General features: G+C 71.9%; 25 protein-coding genes. 13 read left to right on the top strand and 12 right to left on the bottom strand.

Features of this window, described 5'->3' with window-relative positions; all coding sequences use genetic code 11:
- Positions 1–3 precede the first annotated feature (3 nt).
- From LPA41_RS13410 to LPA41_RS13395, 4 genes are read right to left on the bottom strand one after another with little or no spacing between them, the layout of a single operon-like run.
- On the bottom strand, positions 4–978 hold the full coding sequence (locus tag LPA41_RS13410; RefSeq protein WP_229070567.1) for an ABC transporter permease subunit: 975 nt from the start codon (positions 976–978) through the stop codon (positions 4–6).
- Complete coding sequence (locus LPA41_RS13405) at positions 975–1,874, bottom strand: ABC transporter ATP-binding protein (protein ID WP_229070565.1); 900 nt, start codon at positions 1,872–1,874, stop codon at positions 975–977. The genes LPA41_RS13410 and LPA41_RS13405 overlap by 4 nt, the downstream gene beginning before the upstream one ends.
- Entirely contained in the window at positions 1,871–2,266 is a 396-nt protein-coding gene (locus tag LPA41_RS13400; RefSeq protein ID WP_229070562.1) for a GntR family transcriptional regulator, read from the bottom strand. Before LPA41_RS13400 ends, LPA41_RS13405 begins: the two co-directional genes overlap by 4 nt.
- 51 nt (positions 2,267–2,317) lie before the next feature.
- On the bottom strand, positions 2,318–3,169 hold the full coding sequence (locus LPA41_RS13395) for an alpha/beta fold hydrolase (RefSeq protein WP_229070559.1): 852 nt from the start codon (positions 3,167–3,169) through the stop codon (positions 2,318–2,320).
- Between the two features lie 85 nt (positions 3,170–3,254).
- Here LPA41_RS13395 and LPA41_RS13390 point away from each other — a divergent pair, with 85 nt between their 5' ends.
- The 3 genes from LPA41_RS13390 (at position 3,255) to LPA41_RS13380 (ending at position 4,969) form a co-directional block, all read left to right on the top strand.
- Positions 3,255–3,734, top strand: a complete 480-nt coding sequence (locus LPA41_RS13390; RefSeq protein WP_229070556.1) for a MarR family winged helix-turn-helix transcriptional regulator — start codon at positions 3,255–3,257, stop codon at positions 3,732–3,734.
- A 259-nt stretch (positions 3,735–3,993) separates the two neighbouring features.
- Positions 3,994–4,401, top strand: a complete 408-nt coding sequence (locus LPA41_RS13385; RefSeq protein WP_229070554.1) for a hypothetical protein — start codon at positions 3,994–3,996, stop codon at positions 4,399–4,401.
- A gap of 148 nt (positions 4,402–4,549) precedes the next feature.
- The gene (locus LPA41_RS13380; RefSeq protein ID WP_229070551.1) at positions 4,550–4,969 is read left to right on the top strand and encodes a DNA-binding protein; all 420 of its coding nucleotides are present in this window, start codon (positions 4,550–4,552) and stop codon (positions 4,967–4,969) included.
- A 50-nt stretch (positions 4,970–5,019) separates the two neighbouring features.
- Here LPA41_RS13380 and LPA41_RS13375 read toward each other — a convergent pair whose 3' ends face one another.
- From LPA41_RS13375 to LPA41_RS13365, 3 genes are all read right to left on the bottom strand, one after another.
- Positions 5,020–5,775 carry an anti-sigma factor gene (locus LPA41_RS13375; RefSeq protein ID WP_229070547.1) on the bottom strand — a complete coding sequence of 252 codons (756 nt, stop codon included), beginning with the start codon at positions 5,773–5,775 and terminating at the stop codon, positions 5,020–5,022.
- Positions 5,729–6,364, bottom strand: a complete 636-nt coding sequence (locus tag LPA41_RS13370; RefSeq protein WP_229070544.1) for an RNA polymerase sigma factor — start codon at positions 6,362–6,364, stop codon at positions 5,729–5,731. Before LPA41_RS13370 ends, LPA41_RS13375 begins: the two co-directional genes overlap by 47 nt.
- Before the next feature lie 245 nt (positions 6,365–6,609).
- Positions 6,610–7,584 carry a YafY family protein gene (locus tag LPA41_RS13365; RefSeq protein ID WP_229070541.1) on the bottom strand — a complete coding sequence of 325 codons (975 nt, stop codon included), beginning with the start codon at positions 7,582–7,584 and terminating at the stop codon, positions 6,610–6,612.
- A 56-nt stretch (positions 7,585–7,640) separates the two neighbouring features.
- Here LPA41_RS13365 and LPA41_RS13360 point away from each other — a divergent pair, with 56 nt between their 5' ends.
- A complete protein-coding gene (locus LPA41_RS13360; protein WP_229070539.1) occupies positions 7,641–8,315 on the top strand; it encodes an alpha/beta fold hydrolase in 675 nt (224 codons plus the stop codon).
- On the opposite strand, the gene LPA41_RS13355 is transcribed toward LPA41_RS13360, so the two are convergent.
- Complete coding sequence (locus LPA41_RS13355; protein WP_229070536.1) at positions 8,305–8,712, bottom strand: VOC family protein; 408 nt, start codon at positions 8,710–8,712, stop codon at positions 8,305–8,307. The two genes, LPA41_RS13360 and LPA41_RS13355, sit on opposite strands and share 11 nt — an antisense overlap.
- Positions 8,713–8,786: 74 nt before the next feature.
- Here LPA41_RS13355 and LPA41_RS13350 point away from each other — a divergent pair, with 74 nt between their 5' ends.
- Positions 8,787–9,380, top strand: coding sequence for a TetR family transcriptional regulator (locus LPA41_RS13350; protein WP_229070534.1), 594 nt, complete (start codon positions 8,787–8,789; stop codon positions 9,378–9,380).
- A gap of 78 nt (positions 9,381–9,458) precedes the next feature.
- Here LPA41_RS13350 and LPA41_RS13345 read toward each other — a convergent pair whose 3' ends face one another.
- The gene (locus tag LPA41_RS13345; protein ID WP_229070530.1) at positions 9,459–10,325 is read right to left on the bottom strand and encodes an aldo/keto reductase family oxidoreductase; all 867 of its coding nucleotides are present in this window, start codon (positions 10,323–10,325) and stop codon (positions 9,459–9,461) included.
- A gap of 128 nt (positions 10,326–10,453) precedes the next feature.
- Between LPA41_RS13345 and LPA41_RS13340 the strand changes: the two genes are divergently transcribed.
- A complete protein-coding gene (locus LPA41_RS13340) occupies positions 10,454–10,876 on the top strand; it encodes a helix-turn-helix domain-containing protein (RefSeq protein WP_229070528.1) in 423 nt (140 codons plus the stop codon).
- 101 nt (positions 10,877–10,977) lie between these two features.
- On the opposite strand, the gene LPA41_RS13335 is transcribed toward LPA41_RS13340, so the two are convergent.
- On the bottom strand, positions 10,978–13,143 hold the full coding sequence (locus tag LPA41_RS13335; RefSeq protein ID WP_229070525.1) for a tetratricopeptide repeat protein: 2,166 nt from the start codon (positions 13,141–13,143) through the stop codon (positions 10,978–10,980).
- A 164-nt stretch (positions 13,144–13,307) separates the two neighbouring features.
- Here LPA41_RS13335 and LPA41_RS13330 point away from each other — a divergent pair, with 164 nt between their 5' ends.
- From LPA41_RS13330 to LPA41_RS13320, 3 genes are all read left to right on the top strand, one after another.
- On the top strand, positions 13,308–13,856 hold the full coding sequence (locus LPA41_RS13330) for a carboxymuconolactone decarboxylase family protein (protein ID WP_229070522.1): 549 nt from the start codon (positions 13,308–13,310) through the stop codon (positions 13,854–13,856).
- Positions 13,857–14,172: 316 nt separating this feature from the next.
- On the top strand, positions 14,173–14,775 hold the full coding sequence (locus tag LPA41_RS13325) for a MarR family winged helix-turn-helix transcriptional regulator (protein ID WP_229070520.1): 603 nt from the start codon (positions 14,173–14,175) through the stop codon (positions 14,773–14,775).
- 223 nt (positions 14,776–14,998) lie between these two features.
- Positions 14,999–16,600, top strand: a complete 1,602-nt coding sequence (locus LPA41_RS13320; protein WP_229070518.1) for a lysyl oxidase family protein — start codon at positions 14,999–15,001, stop codon at positions 16,598–16,600.
- 76 nt (positions 16,601–16,676) lie between these two features.
- Here LPA41_RS13320 and LPA41_RS13315 read toward each other — a convergent pair whose 3' ends face one another.
- The gene (locus LPA41_RS13315; RefSeq protein WP_229070515.1) at positions 16,677–18,173 is read right to left on the bottom strand and encodes a non-reducing end alpha-L-arabinofuranosidase family hydrolase; all 1,497 of its coding nucleotides are present in this window, start codon (positions 18,171–18,173) and stop codon (positions 16,677–16,679) included.
- 263 nt (positions 18,174–18,436) lie between these two features.
- On the opposite strand from LPA41_RS13315, the gene LPA41_RS13310 reads away from it, so the two are divergent.
- On the top strand, positions 18,437–19,150 hold the full coding sequence (locus LPA41_RS13310; protein WP_229070512.1) for a VOC family protein: 714 nt from the start codon (positions 18,437–18,439) through the stop codon (positions 19,148–19,150).
- Positions 19,151–19,223: 73 nt separating this feature from the next.
- Positions 19,224–19,754 carry a hypothetical protein gene (locus tag LPA41_RS13305; protein ID WP_229070509.1) on the top strand — a complete coding sequence of 177 codons (531 nt, stop codon included), beginning with the start codon at positions 19,224–19,226 and terminating at the stop codon, positions 19,752–19,754.
- A gap of 92 nt (positions 19,755–19,846) precedes the next feature.
- On the opposite strand, the gene LPA41_RS13300 is transcribed toward LPA41_RS13305, so the two are convergent.
- The gene (locus LPA41_RS13300; protein WP_229070506.1) at positions 19,847–20,179 is read right to left on the bottom strand and encodes a DUF6223 family protein; all 333 of its coding nucleotides are present in this window, start codon (positions 20,177–20,179) and stop codon (positions 19,847–19,849) included.
- Positions 20,180–20,403: 224 nt separating this feature from the next.
- Here LPA41_RS13300 and LPA41_RS13295 point away from each other — a divergent pair, with 224 nt between their 5' ends.
- Entirely contained in the window at positions 20,404–21,516 is a 1,113-nt protein-coding gene (locus LPA41_RS13295) for a histidine kinase (protein WP_229070504.1), read from the top strand.
- Entirely contained in the window at positions 21,513–22,172 is a 660-nt protein-coding gene (locus tag LPA41_RS13290; protein WP_229070501.1) for a response regulator transcription factor, read from the top strand. Before LPA41_RS13295 ends, LPA41_RS13290 begins: the two co-directional genes overlap by 4 nt.
- Positions 22,173–22,201 lie beyond the last annotated feature (29 nt).

The following is a 22,201-nucleotide window of genomic DNA, read 5'->3' as shown; positions in this document are numbered from 1 at the left end:
GCACTAGATCATTCGGCGCCGTACCCGCCACACCACCACACCGATCAGGACCGCTGCGACGGTGATGAACAGTGCCGCCTCGATGAGCTGGAACGTCCAGAACCGGTCGGCCGGGTGGTAGACCCCGAACTGCTGGATGCCCCGCCCGTGCAGGAACTGGTTGAGGTTGGTGCCGGCCCGGTTGGCGGCCTCCTCCAGCTCGTAGTACTCGGTCCAGCTCAGCCTGCGCCCGGTGGTGTCTGCGTAGCCGCGTTCGATCATCCAGTCCGCGGAGGTGGGCACGGACGGGTGCCCCGCCTGGCCCGTCGAGCCGCCGACCGGGACCGGCTCCATGGTGGTGAGCGGCGTGGCGTACGCGGGACGGGCCAGCAGCGCCACCGGCAGCCGGGCGGCGAGGAACGCCCCGAACGCGACGCCGAACGCGGGCAGGCTGCGCCGCAGCAGCGCCCCCGCGGCCGTGGCGACGCCGAACGCGAACAGCGCGTACGCCACCGGAACCAGTCCCTCCAGGTCGAAGGCGTCCGAGAACCGCCCCTCCCACGCGTCGAACGGCTGACGGAACCAGGTGAGCACCGCGGTGAACACTCCGGTGAGCGCGACGGTGACGCCGGCCAGTGCCGTGAGCTTGGCCGCCAGCCAGCGCATCCGCGGCACGGCCTGCGTCCAGGCGAGCTGCCAGGTGCCGTCCTCCAGTTCGCGCGCGAGCAGCGGCGCGCCGAGGAACGCGCCGATGACGACGGGGACCAGATAGAAGACCGCCAGCAGGTTCTCGACGTACCCGTACTGCTCGTCGAGCTGGCGGAAGGAGGCCGCACAGGCCTCGCCGGCACCGGCCTCGCCCGCACACCGGGCGGGACCGCCGGGGAACAGGTCGTGGGCCTGTGTCCCGAGCGCCAGCAGGGTGATGCCGAAGATGCCGACGAGCAGGCCCAGGACGCAGACCTCGGTCCGGTGCTGACGCCAGATCAACCACGTCATGCCGCCACCCCCGACGTGACCGCGGCGCTCGGTTCGGACGGCCGGCGCAGGTACGCCAGCACCAGGTCCTCCAGCCCGACCGGCTGGGCCTGCCACCCGGGCGCGGTCGGGATCGCGCCGTCCCGTACCAGCAGGGTCGTGTGCCGGTCGCTGTGGACCGCCTCCACGACGGTGCCGGCGCGGCCCAGGTCGGTGGCCGTGCGCGGGCCGACGAGCAGCCGGTGCTCGGTGAGGAGGGTGTCGATGTCACCGGTGAGCGTGACCCGGCCGTGGTTGAGCACGACCAGGTGATCGCAGACGCGTTCCAGCTCGTGCACGACGTGGGAGGAGAACAGGACCGTCACCCCGGACTCGGCCACCGCGCCCATGAGGACCTGTAGGAACTCGTGCCGGGCCAGCGGATCGAGGCTGGCCACCGGCTCGTCGAGGACCAGCAGATCCGGCCGCTTCGCCAGCGCCAGCGCCAACGCGACCTGGGCCTGCTGCCCGCCGGAGAGCGTACCGGCCTTGCGGTCGAGCGGGATGCCCAACTTCGCCAGCCGGCGCTCGGCCAGCCCCTGGTCGAACCGCAGGTTGCAGGCCCGGCCGAAGCGCAGCATCTCGGCGACGGTGAAGCGCTTGTACAGCGGGTGGTCCTGGGCCAGGAACCCGACCCGGGACAGGGTCCGCGGAGTGCTGGCGGTGACGTCGTGGCCGAGGACCTCCACCGTGCCGGTGCTCGGTTCCAGCAACCCGACGACGAGGCGCAGCAGCGTGGTTTTGCCCGCGCCGTTCGGCCCGACCAGGGCGATCACGCCGCCCGCCGGCAGGGCCAGGGTGCAGTCGCGCAGCGCCCAGCCCTTCCGGTACCGCTTGCCCACACCGTCGGTGCGCAGCGCGAGCTCGGTCGCTGTCACGCCACTTCCTCATTCCTCGTCTGCTGGTGGACGGACGCGAAAAGCGCGTTGACCGCCTGCTCGTCGAGCCCGGCCGCGTAGGCACGGCGCAGCCAGGTCGCCAGGCCGCGGCGCAGCGACGTGTACGTCGATGCCGGCATCACGGCCGACTGCTGTTCATTGACGAACGTGCCCTGACCGGGCCGGCCGGTGACCAGGTTCTCCTGCTCCATCTGCCGGTACGCCTTGGCGACGGTGTTCGGATTGATCGCCAGGTCCTCGACCACCTCGCGGATGAGCGGGAGGCGGTCACCGGGTTGGAGAAAGCCCAGCAGCACCGCCTGGCGGACCTGCTGGACGAGTTGCAGGTACGGCGGCACGCCGGAGTGGTTGTCGAGCCGGAACGCGAACACGGCAGCTCCTTACTGCTTTACTAGGACCATAGTAAAGCAGTAAAGCGGCCGTCAAGAGGGCGGAGAGTCGACCGTGGCGGTGAAGTCGAGGACGGCCTCGGCCAGTTCGGCGGGGGCTTCCATGGCGACGTAGTGGCCGACGCCGTCCAGCGTCACGGTGCGGATGCCACCGGTGGTGGCCTGGGTCATGGTGTGCGCGGTGAACGGGCCGCCGCCGGCCCCGACGGCCAGGACCGGGACGGTCAGTCGCAGAGCCGCCAGTTCGGCACCCTCCCGCAGCATCGAGCGGTACAGGCCGGCTGCGCCCCGCCAGCCGTCCGGGCGGGCATAGGTACGGGTGAACTCGTCGATGTCGGCGTCGGTGATCGCCCCGGGCGTCGCGGTCAGGGACGGGAAGGCGTACCGGCTCAGGAATTCGCGTTCGCGGCCGGTCAGCAGCAGTTCCGGGATGCCGGGTGCGGCAAGGACGCCGATGTGCCAGGCGCCGCCGTGCGTGACGTCGGCCAGCACCTCCAGGCCGAAGCCGGGCAGGCCCATCTCGATGGCGGTGAGGCTCAGTACGTCCTGCGGGTGGCCGGTGGCCAGGCGGAACACGGTGGCGCCGCTGATGTCCTGGCCGGTTAGGTGCACCGGGCCCACCCCGAGCACGCCGATCAGCTGGTGCAGGTCCTCGGCGGCGGTCGCGCTCTCGTACTCGCCGGGGCTGTTGCCGGAGTCGCCGAAGCCGCGCAGGTCGACGGCGAACACGCGGTGCTCGGCGGCGAGCAGCGGGATCAGCTTGTGGAACGCCCACCAGGTCTCGGGGAAACCGTGCACCAGCAGGATCGGCGATCCGCTGTCACCGGCGGCGACGTAGTGCAGCCGGGTCCCGTTGACCTCGGCGTGGTGGTGGGTGACGGTCATGCTGCTCCTCAAATAGACAGGCTGGGTGTCGAATAATAGACACCCAGGCTGTCGATTGTCGAGGGCGCTGTCGTAGGCTCCTCCCATGTCCCGTTCTGGCGCTGATCTCGCGCTGCTACTGCTCGGTGGCTTCCGTGCCCTGGTGGACGCCGCGATCGACGAACTGGCCCGGCGCGGCCACGAAGACGTCCGGCCGGTCCACGACTTCGCCATGCGGGCCATCGCCGCGGGCGCGGACAGTGCTTCCGCTCTGGGCCGGCATCTGTCGGTCACCAAGCAGTCGGCGGCGCGGACCATCGCCGTGCTGCAGGACCGGGGATACGTGACGAGCGAGACGGATCCCCGCGACGCGCGCCGCAAACGCCTGCAGGTCACGCCGCTGGGCTTCGCGGTCATGCGGGAGGGCGAAGCGATCTTCGACGAGCTGCGCGAGCGGTGGCAGCAGCAGATCGGCGCCGCCGAACTGGCAACCCTCGAGAAACACCTGACGGCGTTGGTCGGCGCCCGCCCGGTGCGCTTCGACACGCCGGGCTGGAACGCCCGGGATCTCAGCGAAGGCCTGTAGCGGCGGGGATCAATGGCGGCGTCAATACCGCGACGGCACTTCACGTGAGTGGCTGCCCGCGGAATGCCCGGATCGCGAAACGGTCATACAATTGCTCAGATCGTACGTTCGGATCGCTGTCGGTTGGCCCCGCCGCGGATCTCTCGAATAATCCCTCGGTGATGAAAAAGCGTGTCTACTATTTCCGGGCACGGACTCATTCGCTGGGCCCACTTATTCTTGCCCAGCGAATGCAACATTCTTCCACGCGAGGCAGATCATGAAAAAGGCACTGTGCGCCGTCTTCATCGGGCTGGGGGTCGTCACGGGAGCGGCTGCGGGAGCGGGGTCGGCCATCGCCGCACCCAGCGCCACGACGGTCGCCATGGCGGGCCCTTGCTATGACCCATACGTGTGTTTCATCGAAACCGCTGCTGAGGCCATAACGCAGGGAAACAAGCACAGAACCACCCGCGACGACCAACTTTCCGGCCTGCCCAAGGACGTGCTCGAGCCTCCCGTGACCAACCTTCCCGCTGAAGCTGACAGCGGCCTGAGCGTGGAGGGCAACGGAAACGTCCCGACGGTGATTCCCGGTACGGTGGCGATCGACACCAGCGGAGACAGCGACGCCACGCCCATCGACTGTGATGCCGGATATTGGTTGGTAACCCCGGAGGGTTGCTGAACGCCGGTCCACCGGACACTAAAAGATCGGATCGGACTACGCGCTCCTGGTTCCGGTGGGCTCCTGGCCGCCTCGGGTGTCTGCTCGGCACCGACACTGCTTAAACAAAAAGTTGAAAACGAGGCGTTGATCGGACATGCTTCAGGGCATGTCCGATCTCTTCGCCCGGCCCGACTCCGCGGCACAGCGCGCCTCGCGTACCTACCGATCCCTGACGCACCTGGTCGACCGGCACGCCGGCAACCCCGGGCGCCGGTCACGGCAGGCCCACCCCACCATGCCGGCGCCGCACGAGGTGGTGCGGCTCGTCGCCGGACTCGCCGGCGGCTCGATCGTCGCGGAACCGGACGAGCCGGACGTCGACGACAACGACCTGGTCGCGGCGCTGACGCTGCTGCCCGGCGTTCGCGCGGACCTCGACGTGACTGAGCTGGGCCTGCTGAAGATCGCCCGGAGCAGGGGGATGACCTGGCAGGACATCGCGTTCGGGCTGGGCCTCAACACGCCGCAGGCGGCGAAGCAGCGCTACGAGCGCCTGGCGGCGCGCTCCGAGGAGGATCCCGCATGACGGCATTCAGGTGTACGGGGTGACAGCGGCACCATCACCCCGTACACCTGTCAGTTCGTCAGCGTGCCGCGCAGCAGGCTCTTGCCGGAGTGCGTGGCGTCGCCGTCGTGAGGTTCGTCGCTGACGTCGACCAGGCGGAACCGGTTGAGGTCGGTGCCGGCCGGCACCGGCAGCACGGCCTCGCGCGCCTCGGGCAGGTTGCCCACGGCGACCATCCGCGTCGGGTCGTCGGGGTCCAGCAGCCACACCTCGTGGAAGCCGGTCGTCAGCGGCAGGTCCCGCACGTCGATGTGCAGGTGGCCGTCCGAGGTCACCCGGACGTCGCCGCCCGCGCTCGCCGGCACCGTCGCCAGGGGCGTGAGCGTGGCGACGGCGGTCACCTGCTCGGCCGTAGCGGGGCCGGTGAGACGGTCGACGGTGACCGTGCCGGCGACCGCGAGGACCGCCGCCGCAGCCGCCGCGACCAGCGGCGCCAGCCAGCGACGCCGCGACCTTCCGGGTGCGGTCCGGCCGGCCGAGGGCTTCCGGCCGGCCGAGGGCTGGTCGCGCCGGGTGGCCAGGTCGACGACGGGAGCGGGCGGCGCCGGGCGTTCGATGTCCGCGGCGATGGCCTGCCACAGGTGATCGGGCGGCGGCGGCAGCTCCCGCAGGTCCTGGACCTGGGAGCCGACGAACGCGACGTGACGCAGCGCCTCCATCTCGTGGCGGCAGGCGGCACAGTGCGCCAGATGATCCGACTCGGTCAGCTCCTCGTGTTCCTCAGAGAGCGCGAGAAGGACCAGCCGATCGTGATCCAGATGCTGCACCGTCCACCTCCCAACGACGTCGCAGGTGTGCCATGCCGGTCCGGATGTGGCTGCGGACCACGTCCGGCGGCAGTCCGGTGACGGCCACCAGCTGCTGCTGGGTGAGTCCGTCGAAGAACGCCAACTCCAGTGTGCGCCGCTGGTCGGCGGGCAGCCGGGCCAGCTCGTCGGCGACGATCAGGCGGTCCGCGGCGAGTTCCGGCGTGTCCCGGCTTGCGGGCGTGCCCGGGGACCGGCTTGCGGGCGTGTCCGGGGTCAGAGTTGCGGGCGTGTCCCGGGACGGGGATTCGGGCGACGGCCGTACCGCCGTGCTCGCCGGATCCGCCTGCCGCAGGCGGTCGACGGCCTTGCGCCGCGCGATGCCCAGCAGCCAGCCCAGCATCGTGGCGCGTGCGGGGTCGAAGGCGTCCCGGCCGTTCCAGGCCGCCACGAACGTCGACCGGGTGACGTCCTCGGCACCGGTCGCGTCGCCCGGCAGCAGCCGCTGAGCCAGGTGGAACACGGCGGCGCCGTACCTGTCGTACGCCGTGCGCAGTGCCCGCTCGTCGCCGTCGCGCAACCGCTCGGCAAGCTCGTCGTCGGAGCTCATCGCCCTCCCTTCCGCACAGGTCCTCCATCAAGGTGTTCGTCGCGGGGGCCCCCGGCGGTTGCACCTGATCCTCTCCGGCTCGGGTGAGTCCGGGCACACTTCTTCTCGGCCGATGCGCATTCTGCCCTGTCGCCGCGCGCCCTGCCGGCGCAGGTTCATCGCCGCGGACAGCCGCCGGCTGTGCTCAACGCCGGCTACGAGGCCCGCTCGCCGCCGGGCTGTGCGTGACCAACGAGCGGGCCGGGTCAGGGCCGTGACGGCCGCCGCCCGGCGGCGGCTCGGAGCCGGTCGGCCAGGGCGGTGAGCTCGGCCCGCAGGGCGTCCGGGGATTCGACGGTGAAGTCCCAGCCGAGGCCGGCGAGCATCTGGGCCATGCCGTCGAGGCGTTCGGCCCGGGCCGTCAGGCGCACCCCGGCCGGTGTGCCGGTGACGGTGGCGACCGTCGGCGGGATCCGGCGGCGGGCCGTGTCCAGGTCGGTGTGCAGCAGCACGGAGACCTCGTGGCGCCAGGCGCCGGACGCGAGCCCGGCGGCCACGTCGGCACCCGGGTCGAAGCCGGCCGGCACCTCGAACGTCCCGTCCAGCACCTCCGCCTCGCCGATCCGGTCGAGGCGGAACCGGCGGACCGCGCCGCGGCCGTGGTCGTGCCCGGTGACGAACCATTTGCCGCCGTGGAAGACGAGGCCGTACGGGTCGAGCCGCCGCCGCGCCGGTGGCGCGCCGGGCTTGGCGTAGGTGATCGCGACCGGCCGGTGCGCGCTGGCCGCGCCGGCCAGGGTGAGCAGGGTGCCGGTGGCGGTGTCCGGCACGGCCGGGCGCGGTGCGGCGGCGAAGTCGAGGGTGGACAGCAGGGCGTCGGTGCGGGCGCGCAGCGCGGCCGGCAGCACCCGGCGGATCTTGGCGAGGGCGGTCTCGGTGGCGGCCGCGGTGCCGGCCAGCCCGGTCCGGCGGCCGGCGACCAGGCCCAGCAGCACGGCGACCGCCTCGTCGTCGCCGAACATCAGCGGGGGCAGCCGGTAGCCGGGGGCGAGGGCATACCCGCCGTACCGCCCGCGGCGGCCCTCGACCGGGATGCCGAGGTCGGCGAGATGGGTGGCGTAGCGCCGGACGGTCCGCTCGTCGACCCCGAGCCGCTCGGCGAGCCGGCCGACGGTCTGACCCGACGGGCTCGCCTGCAGCAGCTCCAGCAGACCGAGGACGCGACCGAGTGACTGTGGCACGTGCCACACCTTATACCGGGCGGAAGCTGCCCGGTATTCGGCCTACTGTCATCGGCATGACGACATATGTGCTGGTGGCGGGGTTCTGGTTGGGTGGCTGGGCGTGGGACGAGGTGGCCGCGCCTCTGCGGGCCGAGGGGCACGACGTGCACCAGGTATCGCTGACGGCGCTACCGGGCACCACGGTGGACGACCACATCGACCAGCTCACCGGGCTGCTGCGGGAGCTGGACGAGGTGGTGCTGGTCGGGCACAGCTACGCCGGGCTGATCGTGACCGCGGCCGCCGACCGGGTGCCCGAGCGGATCGCGCGGCTCGTCTACGTCGACACCGGGCCGCTGCCGGACGGCATGTCCCAGGCCGACTTCGACGGCGAGCCGGTGCGCGACGTCGACGGCATGCTGCCGGTGCCCGCCGAGGCGCCGCCGGCGGCCGAGGGGTTCGACTGGGCGGTGGTCCGGGAGCGGGGGCAGGCGCAGCCGGTCGGCACGGCCACCGGGGCGGTGCACCACCGGGGGGCGTGGCGGGCGGTTCCGCGTACCGGAATCCTCTGCTCGTTCTCGGAGGCGCAGCTGCGGGAGATGGCCGCGGCAGTGCCCCTGTTCGCGCTGATGGTGGGGGAGGGCTGGAGTTACGCCGAGCTCAAGACCGGGCATTGGCCGATGTTCTCCGAGCCGCGGGCGCTGGCGGCCCTGCTGTCCGGGCCCGCGGGGTCACCGATCACGGCGTGAACCGGGCGGCGTACTCCGGCGTGGGCTCCACGTTGGTGATCACGTCGATCAGGACGCCGTCCGGACCGGCGACGATGAAGTGGCGCTGCCCGAAGTCCTCGGTCCGGATCGGCAGCACGGCCGCCAGCGTTCCGCTCGCGACCAGGCGCTCCCACTCGGCGTCCACATCGTCCACCTCGAGGTTGAGCAGCATGCCGCCGGCGACCGCGCCCCGGTACGCCGCCGGGATCGTCTCGTGCCCGGTGTCCAGCACCGCCAGCTCCCACGTGTCGCGCCGCAGACTGACGTACCAGTCCGCTGCGAAACCGACGTCGAATCCGAAGTATTCCCGGTAGAAGGCGGTCGTTGCCGCGACGTCCGTGGTCATCAGGACGGGATACGAGCTGGTGAGTGCCATCGCTGTACTCCTTTACATACACTGTGCAGGTAAGCCGAATATACATACAGTGTGTTTGTAAAGGAAGGACGCGGATGGCGCGGGCCACCAAGGAACAGAGCGAGATCACCGCGCGGCGGATCCGGGAGGTGGCCACCACGCTGTTCACCGAGCGGGGGTACGCCTCCGTCGGCCTGGAAGAGGTCGCCGCCGCCGCCCAGGTCACCCGGGGGGCCGTCTACCACCACTACCGCAACAAGCAGGCACTGTTCGAAGCGGTCGCGGCGGCCGCCCAGCAACGGGTGGCCGCCGCCGTGACCACCGCCGCCGAGGCCGCCGGCGACCCGTGGGACGGCTTCGTCGCCGGCTGCCGGGCGTTCCTGGTCGCCAGTGTCACCGACACCCACCGTCGGATCCTGCTCCTCGACGCCCCGGCCGTGATGGGCTGGAACACCTGGCGTGACCAGGACGCCGCCGCCTCCGGCCACCACCTCGCCGAAGCGGTGGCCGGCCTGGCCGCGAGCGGGCACCTGCGGGTCACGTCCCCGGCGGCGACGGCCGCGCTGCTGTCCGGCGCGATGAACGAGGGCGCCCTGCACATCGCCGGTGCCCGCGACCGGGCGGCCGCCCTCGACGCGACCTGGGCCGACCTGGTGCGGCTGCTCGACGGCTTGCGCACCCCACGCTGAGGGAGCCGCGTGCCGGGTCGAGGGAGCCGCGTGCCGGGTCGGGGCCGCCGCGCGGACCCGGCTGCGCCGGGCGGTCCGTCAGCGGCCGATCTTGTCGAGCTCGGCCAGGTCGTCGGGGGAGAGGGCGAGTCCCGCGCCGGCGACGTTCTCCCGCAGGTGCGCCACCGACGACGTGCCGGGGATCAGCAGGATGTTCGGCGACCGGTGCAGCAGCCAGGCCAGCGCCACCGACATCGGTGTCGCGTGCAGCCGGGCGGCCACCGCCGACAGCGCCTCGGACTGCAGCGGGCTGAAACCGCCGAGCGGGAAGAACGGGACGTACGCGACACCCTGTGCGGCAAGCGCGTCGATCAGCTCGTCGTCGTGGCGGTGCGCGAGGTTGTACCTGTTCTGCACGCACACGATCGGCGCGATGGCCTGCGCCTCGGCGACCTGCTCGGCCGTCGCGTTGCTCACCCCGAGGTGCCGGATCAGGCCTTGGCGCTGCAGGTCCACGAGCGTCTCGAAGGCCTCGGCGAGCGAACCGGGCTGCGGCCCCTCGGCGTCACCCAGCCGCAGGTTGACCAGATCGAGCGTGTCCAGGCCCAGGGTTTCCAGGTTGTCCCGCACCGCCCGGCGCAGGCTCTGCGGATCCCGCGCCGGCGGCCAGCCGCCCTGCTCGTCACGGGTCGCGCCGACCTTCGTCGCGACGAGCAGCGAGGCGGGGTACGGGTGCAGCGCCTCCCGGATCAGCTGGTTGGTGACGCGTGGCCCGTACGCCTCGGCCGTGTCGATGTGGGTGATGCCCAGCTCGACCGCCTCGCGCAGCACCGCCAGAGCGCCGGCGTGGTCGGCGGGCGGTCCCATCACCCACGGTCCGGCCAGCTGCATGGCGCCGTAGCCGACGCGGGTGACGCTCAGATCCCCCAGCGTCCAGGTGCCGCCGGGGAGGGTGGTTGACGACATGTTCGTACCTCTTCCGGTTCGGTGCTCCGGCGCTGCCGCCGGATGCGTGATCCACTATGAGCAGGTAGCTTTCCGGCGGGAAGTAGGCACCTGAAAGTGCGTAACACACCAGATGTGGGGAGCTTGCGATGGCGACGACGACGGCGGCGCAGGACAGGGCCACGAGCAAGATGGCGTACGACGCCTTCCTCGCCGCCTGCCCCAGCCACCAGCTGCTGGACCGGGTGTCCGGCAAATGGGTCACGCTGATCCTGGCCGGGCTCGGCAGCGGGCCCGACTGCGCGGGTGAACCGCGCGCCATGCGGTACTCCGAACTGGCCCGCCTGGTGGCCGGCGTCAGTCAGAAGATGCTCACCCAGACACTGCGCTCGCTGGAACGCGACGGCCTGGTCAGCCGGACCGTGACACCGACCGTGCCGGTCACCGTCACCTACGAGCTGACCGAACTCGGCCTGTCCCTGCACCGGACGATGCGGGCACTCAAGCAGTGGGCGGAGACGCACATGGACGACGTGTTCGCCAGCCGGGCCGCCCACGACACCAGCGCCTGAGCGCCGGTGGTACTGCCGGTCATCTGCCGCCCAACTTCCTGGTGACCTCGGCGGGCCGGTCCCGACGATGGAGGCATGGGATCCGACTCATCGGCGGCACCTCAGGAACCTGACCCAGCGTGGGCCGGCGCCGCGCTGCCGAGCCGGCGGCGCAGGCCGGCGGCGGCCGGGTCGTCCAGGTCGTCGAAGATGCGCACCGCCGCGCGCCAGGCATGCGCCGCCGCCGCGTGCTCACCCGCCGCCGTGCGGATGTCGCCGAGCCGGCCCAGGGTCTCCGCCTCGTGATACCGATCGCCGGATTCCCGGAAGAGCCGGACGGCTTCCTCGGCTGCTGCGGCGGCCCGCGCGGGCTTGCCCAGCCGGTCGTAGGTGAAGGCCAGGCTGTCAAGCGTCGCGCCCTGCCCGTTGCGGTCGCCGCGTTCCCGCTGCACCGCGAGCGCGGCGGTGCAGCAGGCGATCGCCTCCGCGTAGTTCGCGTCCAGGCCGAGGAGCCAGCCCAGGGCGTTGAGTGACCGGGCTTCGCGGTCGCGGTGCCCGGCCCGGCGGTGCAGCGCGACCGCGTCACCGGCGGCCGTGACGGCCTCACCGGACCGGCCCGCCATCTGCAGGATCTCGGCCAGGTTGTGCAGCGTCTGCGCCTGCCCGCCGAGGTCGCCGAGGTCGCGATAGAGGTCGTAGGCCTCCCGCAGATGCGACTCGGCGTCGTCGAGGTGGCCCAGCCGGGTCTCGGCGCGCGCCAGCATCCGGCTGGCCGTCGCCGTGCCCAGCGGGTCGCCGCAGCGCCGGGCCGCGTCCAGCGCGATCCGCTGCACCACCGCGCTGTCCACCCACCGGCCGCCGGGTGTGAGCCAGGCCGCCAGGCACCACGCGAGGCGCCAGGCGTACCCGTCGAAGCCCTGCTCCGCGGCCTGACGCACCGTGGCCGTGAGCACCTGATGCTCGGCGGCGAAGAAGCGGCGGGCCGCCTCCGGCGCGGGCGTGACAGCGGGCTGCGGCAGCGGCGTCAACCATTGCGGCTGCAACGCGGCCGCGGCGGCACCCGCCTCGGCCAGCAGATGCCGGTAGAGGCGCTCCCGGGCGTCCCGGTCCTGCTCGGCGATCGCGGCGGCGTAGTCACGGACCAGGTCGTGCATCAGGAATCGCCCCGGCCGGTGCTCGACCAGCAGGTGCAGCCGGGCCAGCTCCCGCAAGCACGGTGTCATGCCGCCGGCCGGGCGACCGGCGAGCGCGGCCGCCGCCGGCGCCGTCACCTCCGGGCCGGGATGCAGGCCCAGCAGGCGGAACAGGTGCGCCGCCGGCTCCGCGAGCGCACCGTACGACCAGGAGAACACCCGCCGCAGATCGGCCGTCACGTCCAGGTCGTCGGCGAACGCGGCGAGCGGGAACGCCGGGTGCACCGCGACCCGGGCGGCGACCATGGTCAGCGCCAGCGGCAGCCCGGCGGTGGCCGCCACGATCCGGGTCGTCGCCCGCGGATCCACGGCGAGCCGGCCGGCGCCGACCCGGGCGGCCAGCAGCACCCGCGCCTGTGAGCCGGTGAGGACGTCCAGGGTGAGCGGTCGCGCCCCGGCCACGGCGAACAGCCCGGCCAGCCGGTCCCGGCTGGTCACCACGACGACACCGGCCCCCGCGCCCGGCAGCAGCGGGCGCACCTGATCGTCGTCGCGGGCGTTGTCGAGCACCACGAGCATCCGCCGGTCGCTGAGCAGGTCGCGGTAGAGCGCGGCGCGCGCGTCCGTGCCGGCCGGGATGCGCGCCGGTGACACGTCGAGCGCCTCCAGGAAGGCACGCAGCACGTCCGCCGGGTCGCTCACCGCCGGTTCCGGGCCGAAACCGCGCAGGTCCGCGTAGAGCTGGCCGTCCGGGAACCGATCGGCGACCCGGTGCGCCCAGTGCACGGCCAGAGTGGTCTTGCCGACCCCGGCGAGCCCGGCGATCGTGGCCACCGCGACCGCGGTGTCCGCCCGGTCCAGCAGGTCGTCCAGGGCGGCGAGCTCGGCGTCGCGGCCGCAGAAACCGGGCACGTCCAGCGGCAGCTGCCGGGGTCCGGCGGGTTTCGCGGTCGCGGCGCCGAGGAACCGCTGCCGCTCGCCGGGGGACAGGCCGAGCGCGTCGGCCAGCAGGCCCAGAGTGGACGGACGCGGCCGCGCCACCCGCCCGTTCTCCAGGTCACGGATGCTGCGCACACTCAGGCCGGCCCGTCCCGCCAGGTCCTCCTGGGTGAGGTTGACCCGGCGGCGATGACCGGCAAGCACCTTGCTCAACACCCCGTCCACGCTACGGCCCGCCGCGCGACGTGTCTCCCCGGTGTGGACGCGGACCGCACGTCACGTCGGAGTGCTCCGGGACACACCGCGATCGGTCTTGCGGAGCCGCCGCGGAGCCGTGTTGTTGGCACTGCCAAACAATCGCCGCGAACGAAGGAACCGACATGCCTCGTCTTGCCACCGTCGACCCCGCCACCGCCGAGGGCCAGGCCCGCACCCTGCTCGGCCGCGTCGAGCGGGCCCTCGGCGTCACACCGAACATGATGCGGGCGATGGCGAACTCGCCCGCCGTGCTCGACGCCTACCTCCAGTTCTCCGGCGCCCTCTCCAAAGGCCGGCTGCCCGCCGCGGTGCAGGAGCAGATCGCACTGACCGCCGCCGTGCAGAACGAGTGCGGCTACTGCCTGGCCGCGCACACCGTGCTCGGCGCCAAGGCCGGTGTCTCCCCGGACGACCTGGTCGCCGGCCGCGACGGCCACGCCTCCGACCCCCGGGTGCAGGCCGCGCTGACGTTCGCCAAGCAGGTCATCGCGAGCAAGGGCTTCGTCGCGGACGACGACCTCGCGGCGGTCCGCGCGGCCGGTTACAGCGACGGCGAGATCGGCGAGATCGTCGCGGCGGTCGCGCTGAACACCTTCACCAACTACTTCAACTCCGTCGGCCAGACCACCCTCGACTTCCCGGCCGTCGAGGGCGTCGCCCTGCGCGACTGATCCGGCCCGACGAACCCGCCCGGCGGCGGCGCGACCTGCCGCCGCCGGGACCCCCGCCGGCGGCGCACCCCGCCCCCGGCGCACCCCGCCCCTGGCGAGATGTTGATCTGCTAGCGCTACGAAATCGCTGTGATCAAGGGGTCAAAACCGCGATTTCGCATCGCTAGCAGATCAACACCGCCCCGCGAGCCCAGCGCAGCCGACCGCGGCCACTTGGCCAGGCACCCCCGGCACGTTCCGGCGCTGACCGCGAAGGCGCCCCGATACGATCACGTGTCAGCGCAACAGTGGTCGCAGGGTGGGGAGCGTGGTTCGCGTGGCCGACGTGCCAGGGCTACCACCGGCGAGCCAGCTGCTGATCGGGCTGGCCCGCCTCGGGCAGGCCGTGCGGATGGAGGCGTGGCGCAACGCCGGCCCGCACAACCTGTCTCCGCTGCAGGCCGACATCGTCGCGCTGCTGCACGACCGGGGTCACCCGATCCGCCAGGGTGAGATCGTCACGGCACTGGCGTCGACCCCGCCCACCGTCTCCGACGCGGTGAAGACGCTGCGCAAGAAGGAGCTGCTGGAGGCGACACGCGACCCCGGTGACGCGCGAGCCCTGCTGCTCGGGCTCACCGAGGCAGGCCACGAGGAGGCCGGGCGGCTGGCCGTGCAGTCGGAGACGCTGACCGGTGCCGTGTCGGCGCTCTCCGAGGACGACTTCGCGGCGATGCTGCGCAGCACGACGACGCTGATCCGCGAGCTGCAGGACCGGCGCGCGATCCCGATCTCGCGGATGTGCCTGACGTGCCGGTTCTTCGTGCCGCGCGCGCACCCGGACCCGGCGAGGCCGCATCACTGCGCTTTCGTGGACGCACCGTTCGGCGACGCGGAGCTGCGGGTCAGCTGCCCCGACCACGAGCCGGCCACCGGCTGAGCTTCGCCGATCGGCCGGAGCCCTGCGGCGAGCCGGTTCGTGATGTCCAGGTCCGGAAGCAGACGACCGACCCCTGGTCGTCACGCGCGGATGAATGGGGCATCGAACCCTCCCGGGTTCATGCCATCGTCCGGCGCCTCACAGGAGTTTCACAGCCAATGGTGTGGGATCTGTTCCACCGCGGCCGGTTCGACCCGGCCGACCGAAATGGGGGAGGAACAGAATGACAGACCCGCAGAGTCGGCGCCGGTTACGGCGTCCCGTGGCCGGGGTGGCCCTGGGCGCCGTGCTGCTGGCGGGCGCCGGCGCCGGGGTGGCCGAGGCCGCCGCCGCGCCGCCCGTGCTCTCGTTCGTGGCCGCCGCGAAGACGGTGACCGCCGAGCGGTACGCCGACGGCGACGAGGTCTACCTCTCCTTCGACCTGGGCCTGCACGTGATCGCCGGCCGGGACGCGTTCGAGATCAGGGCCAAGCGCATCGCGTACGACAAGCCGATCATCGCGCATCGCATGGTCACCAAGAACGGCAAGAAGACCGGCGTCACGCTGCCCGCCGGCGCGATCAAGGACTTCACCGGCCTGCCGGACTTCACCACGATCGCCATCAAGGACAAGGGTGGCAAGGTCGTCACCACGTACCGGACGCCCTTCTGCGGCAACTCGGAGAGCTCGGGCCGGACCCGGCGGGATGCGCCCGCGACGAACCCGTACCCGACCCGGTGCGGTGGCGAGAACCCGTTCAGCCTGGGCGCGGTCTGGGGTGTGCAGGCCGGCTGGGACGCCACGGTGCCGGATCAGCCGGTGAACCCGGCCGCGCTGAACAAGCTGAAAGCCGGCAAGTACACCGCTGTCGCGACGGTGAACCCGAAGTACGTCAAACTGTTCGGCATCCCGGCCAAGCAGGCGTCCGCCAGCGTCGCCGTGAACATCGTCGACATGAAGTTCGACAAGGCCGGCGTGGCCGCGGCACGGGCGGCCGACGCCGAGCGCAAACCGGCGGTGCCGGAAGCGGGCGGGCATGACCTGCACAGCGCCGAGGGCGACGCGCGCCGGCAGGTCTCGTCGTTCCTGCCCGAGTTCCGGGCGGCGGCGTCGGTGCCGAAACCGGTGACGTCGCTGCCGAAGGGCCCGCGGCCGGATCTGCGGTCACTGCCGGCGTGGGGGATCTCGCTGTCGCAGGGCTTCAACGAGAAGACCGGCAAGGCGGACGGCAAGTGGTACGTCAACTTCGGCGCCACGGTCTGGAACGCGGGCACGTCGCCGCTGGTGGTGGACGGGTTCCGGCGGACCGGCACGGAGCTGATGGACGCCTACCAGTACTACTTCGACGCCAAGGGCAAGCAGGTCGGCTCGAAGAAGGCCGGGACGATGGAGTGGGACCCGCGCGACGGGCACCTGCACTGGCACTTCACCGACTTCGCGCAGTACAACCTGCTGGCGGCGGACCAGAAGCTGGCGGTACGCAGCGGCAAGGAGTCGTTCTGCCTGGCCAACACGGACGCGGTCGACTACACGATCGCGGGTGCGAAGTGGCGGCCGGCGAACACCGACCTGTCGACCTCGTGCGGCGCGAACACCGTGGTCGCGGTGCGGGAGGTGCTCGACATCGGCAACGGTGACACGTACAGCCAGGACCGGCCGGGTCAGTCGTTCGACATCACCAAGCTGCCGAACGGCACCTACTACATCCAGGTTCTGGCGAACCCGGACCGCAAGCTGGCGGAGATGAGCACCACCAACAACGCGGCCCTTCGCAAGATCGTGCTGGGCGGTACGGCGAAGAAGCGCACGCTGACCGTCCCGAAGGTCCACGGCATCGCCGGCTGAGGACGCTTCGACCGTACACCTGAGGTGGTCGCCGCAGGGGGAAGTCCTGCGGCGACCACCGCGTGATCGGAACCGGTCAGCGTTGCAGGGTCAGCAGACCCGGCCGGTAGGGCAGCAGGCCGTAGTCGCCGCCGGAGTTGGGCGATCGGCCCTGGTAGAGCAGGCGCAGGTTGCAGGGGTCGACGGTCATGGTCTGGTCGGCGTTGCTGCGGAGCAACTCACCGTGGCTGATGTCGTTGGTCCAGGTGGCGCCGCTGTTGGCCTTGCCCGCGAACGGGTTGTTCTCGGTCGCGGCCTGCGGCGTCCACGAACCGCCGAGGCTGTTGGCGGTGAACGAGCGGAAGTAGCGGCCGTTCGCCCCGATCGCCTCGACGATCATGAGGTACTGGTTCTGGCCCTGGACCTTGTAGACCTGGACCGCCTCGAACAGGTTGTTGGTGGTGTCGCTCATGACCACGGTCGAGGTGCTGCCGAAGCTGCCCGGGAAGTTCCCGATCGGCATGCTCGCCCGGTAGATCTTGCCGTTGTCGCCGGCGAAGAAGAGGTACATGTTCGTGCTGTCACCGATGATCGCCTGGTCGATGGGCCCGGTGCCGGAGCCGGTGATGCTGCCGGAGAACAGGGTCTGCGGCGCCGACCAGCCGTTCGGGTTGGTCGGGTCGCTGGAGGTCCGGTACGAGAACGCCGGTCCGCCCCACTGGTAGGCGAGCACCCAGATGTTCTTCGGCGCGAAGTAGAACAGCGACGGCGCGACCGCGGCGAAGTTCATCGAGTTCTGACTGGCCGAGGCCATCTCGTTCCAGTTGGTGAACAACCCGAAGTTCATCGAGCCCCACGACGTGCCGGTGTCGTGCGTGGTCGCGTAGACCAGCTGCCGGCCGTTGTACGGCGCGTGCGTGAAGTCCTTCAGCGAGACCCACCCGGACCGCGGGTTCGCCAGCGACCCGGTCGAGGACCAGCGGTACGTCGACGGCAGCGTGCACGCGCCGGAGGACGGTGAGGGCGACGGTCCGCCGCCGCTGCCGACCCGGACGAGCTGCCACTGCTGGTTGGCGCCGTTCCAGTCGCTGTACTGCACGATGTTCGCGCCGTCGGCCGTGGACGCGCCCTGCACTTCGAGGGCCTTGCCGCTGTTGCGGTTGATCAGCTGGATGTGACCGTCGACGTCCTGCACGCTGAACTGCTGGTTCGCGGCGTTGTTGTCGCTCCACTGCACGATCGAGCCGCCGTCGGCCGTCGACCAGTTGTAGACGTCGAGGACCTTGCCGGAGTGCCGCGACTTCAACCGGTACCAGCCGCCGCCGGAGTCGACGAACTGCCACTGCTGCTGCACCTGGTCGTTGCGCGTCCACTGGGTGATCCGGGCACCGTCGTTCGTGGCCAGGTTGTAGACGTCGAGAGCCTTGCCGCTGGTGCGGTTGACCAGCACGTACGACGCGCTGGTGTCGATCGTCGCGGCCGACGCCGCGGACGTGGCGGCGACGGCGAGCCCCGCGCCGAGCACGGTGGTGACGGCTGCGGCGGCGAGCCGCCACAGCCGGCGGTTTCGGGTACTTCCGGGACTGCTCCTCATCGTCGAACTCCCTATCCGGTGCCAATGATGTACTTGAATGGGAGCGCTCACATTCGTGAGGCGATATTGCCAGACGGTTACTGGCGTTACAAGATGCTTACCTGGCAGCTGAAGCGACCATTTCCGGTCCACTGGCGTAACAGTTTTCGGCGGGACAAGTCAGAATTAGCGCTAACAAGCAAGGTGGCGAATTTCCGTTACGCGGAGGCCGTCCGTGACGTCCACGCCTTGTCGCCGATGCCGGCCGTCTCTACTGTGCGGTGATGCTCTCACCACGGCTGACGGTGACCTTCGACGCGCACGAACCGGCCCGCCTGGCACAGTTCTGGGCCGGCATGCTGGGCCGCGACATCGTGGAGGACGCCTACGGCGTGTCCCTCCCCGGCACCGACACCCAGGTCGGGCTCCGGTTCGCCGCCGGCAGCGCGGCCCAGGCCCGGCCCGACCACCTGCACCTGCACCTGACCAGCGCCGAACCCGTCGACCAGCAGCGCACCGTCGCGACGGCGCTGGGGCTCGGTGCCGCGCACCTCGACGTCGGCCAGCGTCCCGAGGAGGGGCACATCGTCCTGGCCGACCCGGAGGGCAACCCGTTCTGCGTGATCGAGCACGGCAACGCGTACCTCGCCGGCTGCGGCCTGCTCGGCGAGATCACCTGCGACGGCACCCGGAAGGTGGGCCTCTTCTGGAGCGCGGTGCTGGGCTGGCCCCTGGTGTGGGACCAGGACGAGGAGACCGCGATCCAGTCACCGTACGGCGGCACCAAGGTCGCGTGGGGCGGCCCGCCCCTGGCCGTGCGCACCGAGCCCGTCCGGCAGCGCTTCGACCTGACCACGACCGGTGGCGACCGGCCGGCCGAGGTGGACCGGCTGGTCGCGCTCGGGGCCACCCGGCTGACGGCGGGCGGGACCGGCCCGGTGCTGCTCGCCGACCCTGACGGCACCGAGTTCCGGCTGGTCACGCCCGAGGACCGGTGAAGCGGGCCGGCCGCCTGCCGATCATGGCCGAACGGCCATCCCGGAGCCGCCGCCGGGCGACTAGGGTACTCGGGTGATTTCGGATGAACCGGGCGGGAGTCTGCGGCCGGCGACGGTGACCGTGGCCTTCTGGTGTCAGCTCGCCGTGGCCGGCCTGCTCGGCGTGCTGACGCTGGTGAACGCGGCCGAAGCGGTGCTGTTCACGCAACTGTTCGGCGGCGCCGTCCTCCGGGTGTTCGCTTTCCTGCCCGCGATCCTCTGCGTCCTTGCTGTCTGGCTCGCGGTGACCGCGTTCGGGCTGCGCCGGGCCGGCCGGACGGCGTACCGGCTCAGCCTGGCCGGGATGGCCCTTCCCGTGCTGGCCGTGGCTGTGGCGAGCGTGTCCGGCGGCGACACGACGACAGTCAGTATCGGGGCGTTCTCGACGGGTGACGATACGGCGCTCGAGCGGCTGACCGCCTGGTCGATGGTGATGAGCATGGTGAACGGCCCGCTGGCCGTGGCGGCGTTGGCGCTGGCCGTGGCGACTGTCACGATGTTGCTCACGGCGACCTCGCGCCGGTTCTTCGGCAGCCCGGCCCGCCCGGGCGGCGCGCCGGACTGAGCGACGCGGTACGGCACCCTCGCGGAACTGAGCGACGCGCGGAACTGAGCGACGCGGCCGGCAGCCTCGCCGAGGGAGCCTCCCGATGAGCGTCAGGCAGGCGGCCCTGCAGCGCCCCGGCGCGGCTTCCGGACGCGGGCGAGCGCGCCGAGAAGGATCGCCGTGAGTCCGAGCGCCACGGCCGCGTAACCACCGACGATGCCGTTGCCGGTGCCGGGTCCACCGTCGGCGCCGGCCACCACCAGCGCGCCGACGACGACGCCGACCACACCGGCGGCCAGCGCCAGGGCGGAGCTGCGGCCGGCGGGGCGCCGCAGCGCCAGGCCACCGGCCACGGCGGCGGCCAGCGCGATCAGCGCGGCGGCGGTGGCCACGATCCGGTCCCCGGTCAAGGTGTACGCGTTCGCGGCGAACAGTGCGCTCATGGGCATGACAGTCCCCTTCGGAGGAGGTGCTTGACGTGCCCTGATCCTGTCCGCCGGGCCCCGGTTCGGCATCGTGCGGACGTGGGCCTGCCGAGCTGCTGCCGGTGGCGGCGGCACGTGCCGCGGACGCGGGTGCGCGGCCGAGGACGTACCGCATCCGTGGTATTCGCCGTTGCTCCGTCCGCATGACGCGCCCGGCCGCGGTGCCCCGCTAGGGTGCCCGCATGAGCAAGGCTCGGATCGGTGTTCGTGACTGGTTGATCGGCGCTGCTGTGGCGGCGATCCTGGTGATCACCGGTCTGTCCGCGGACAGCGCCGGCAGCGGGCCCGACCCGCTCGGCCTGGTGCTGCTGGCCGCCGGCGGTCTGGCCCTGGTCGCGCTGCGCCGCGCGCCCGTCGCCGTCCTGATCGTCACCGGCGCGTGCGCGGTGGGCTGGCAGGCGGCCCGGTTCGACGTGTTCGCGGTCGCCTACCTGGTCGCGGTGTACGGTGCGGTCCGCGCCGGGCACCGCAGAGCCACCGTGCTCACCAGCGTGGTCGTGCTGGCCGCGCTGCCCGCGGCCGCGATCGTTTCCGGACTGCCGGTGCGCGAGGCGTTCACCGAGGCCCGCGGCGTTCTGGGACTGGCCTGGCTGCTCGCCGCCGGCGCGGCCGGTGAGGCGCTGCGCCAGGCCGAGCGCCGGGCGGACGAGGCCGAGCGCACCCGGGAGGAGATCGCGCTGCGCCGTGCCGGGGAGGAGCGGCTGCACATCGCCCGCGAGTTGCACGACTCGCTGACACACCAGATCTCGGTGATCAAGATCCAGGCCGAGGCCGCCGTGCACCTGGCCACCAAACGGGGCGAACCGGTGCCGGACGCGCTGCTGGCGATCCGGGACGCCGGCCGCGAGGCCTCCCGCGACCTGCGCGCCACCCTGGAAGCGCTGCGCGATGACGGTGGAGCCGTGCCGCACGGGCTCGACCAGGTCCCCGACCTCGTCCGGCGGGCCCGCACGACCGGCTTGGACACGTCGCTGACCATCGAAGGGGAGGCCACCGGGGTGCCGGTCGCGGTGGACCGGACCGCGTACCGGATCGTGCAGGAATCCCTCACCAACATTACCCGCCATGCCGGGCCGGCCACCGCGTCGGTCCGGATCGAGTACCGGCCGGAAGCCGTCGTCGTGCGCGTCGACGACGACGGCACCGCCACCCCGCAATCCACGGCCGTTCCCGGGGTCGGCCTGATCGGCATGCGGGAACGAGTGACCGCCCTCGGCGGCCGGCTGCGCGCCGGCGCCCGTGACGGAGGTGGCTTCACCGTGCACGCCGAGCTGCCGGTGGCCCGTACCCCATGATCAGGGTCCTGCTCGTCGACGACCAGCCGCTCATCCGCAGCGGCTTCCGCGCGCTGCTCGACGCCGAGGACGACATCACCGTGGTCGCCGAGGCCGCCGACGGCCGCGACGGCGTGACGCTGGCCCGGCAGCACCTGCCCGACGTCGCGCTCGTCGACATCCAGATGCCGATCGCCGACGGCATCGAGACGACCCGGCGCATCGCCGCGGACCCCGCCCTGGCCGCCGTGCACGTCGTCATCCTCACCAACTACGGCCTGGACGAATACGTCTTCGACGCCCTGCGCGCCGGCGCCGCCGGATTCCTCGTCAAAGACATCGAACCGGAGGACTTCCTGCACGCCGTCCGCGTCGCCGCCCGCGGTGACGCCCTGCTCGCACCCTCCATCACCCGCAAACTCATCGACCGGTACGTGGCCCAGCCACCGCCCGCCGACACCGCCGCCCTGGCCCACCTCACCAACCGCGAACGCGAGGCCGTCGCCCTGGTCGCCCAGGGCCACTCCAACGACCAGGTCGCCGCCCGCATGGCGATCACCCCGATCACCGCCAAGACGCACATCAACCGCGCCATGACCAAACTGCACGCCCGGGACCGCGCCCAGCTGGTCGTGATCGCCTACGAATGCGGCCTGGCCACGCCGCGCCACCGCTGACACCCGCACCGCCCGCTGACCTACTCGTC

This window comes from Actinoplanes sp. DH11 (genome assembly GCF_020873875.1).
GTDB lineage: Bacteria > Actinomycetota > Actinomycetes > Mycobacteriales > Micromonosporaceae > Actinoplanes.
The sequence above is the reverse complement of the archived record's forward strand: the minus strand, read 5'-3'. Positions and strand labels throughout refer to the sequence as shown.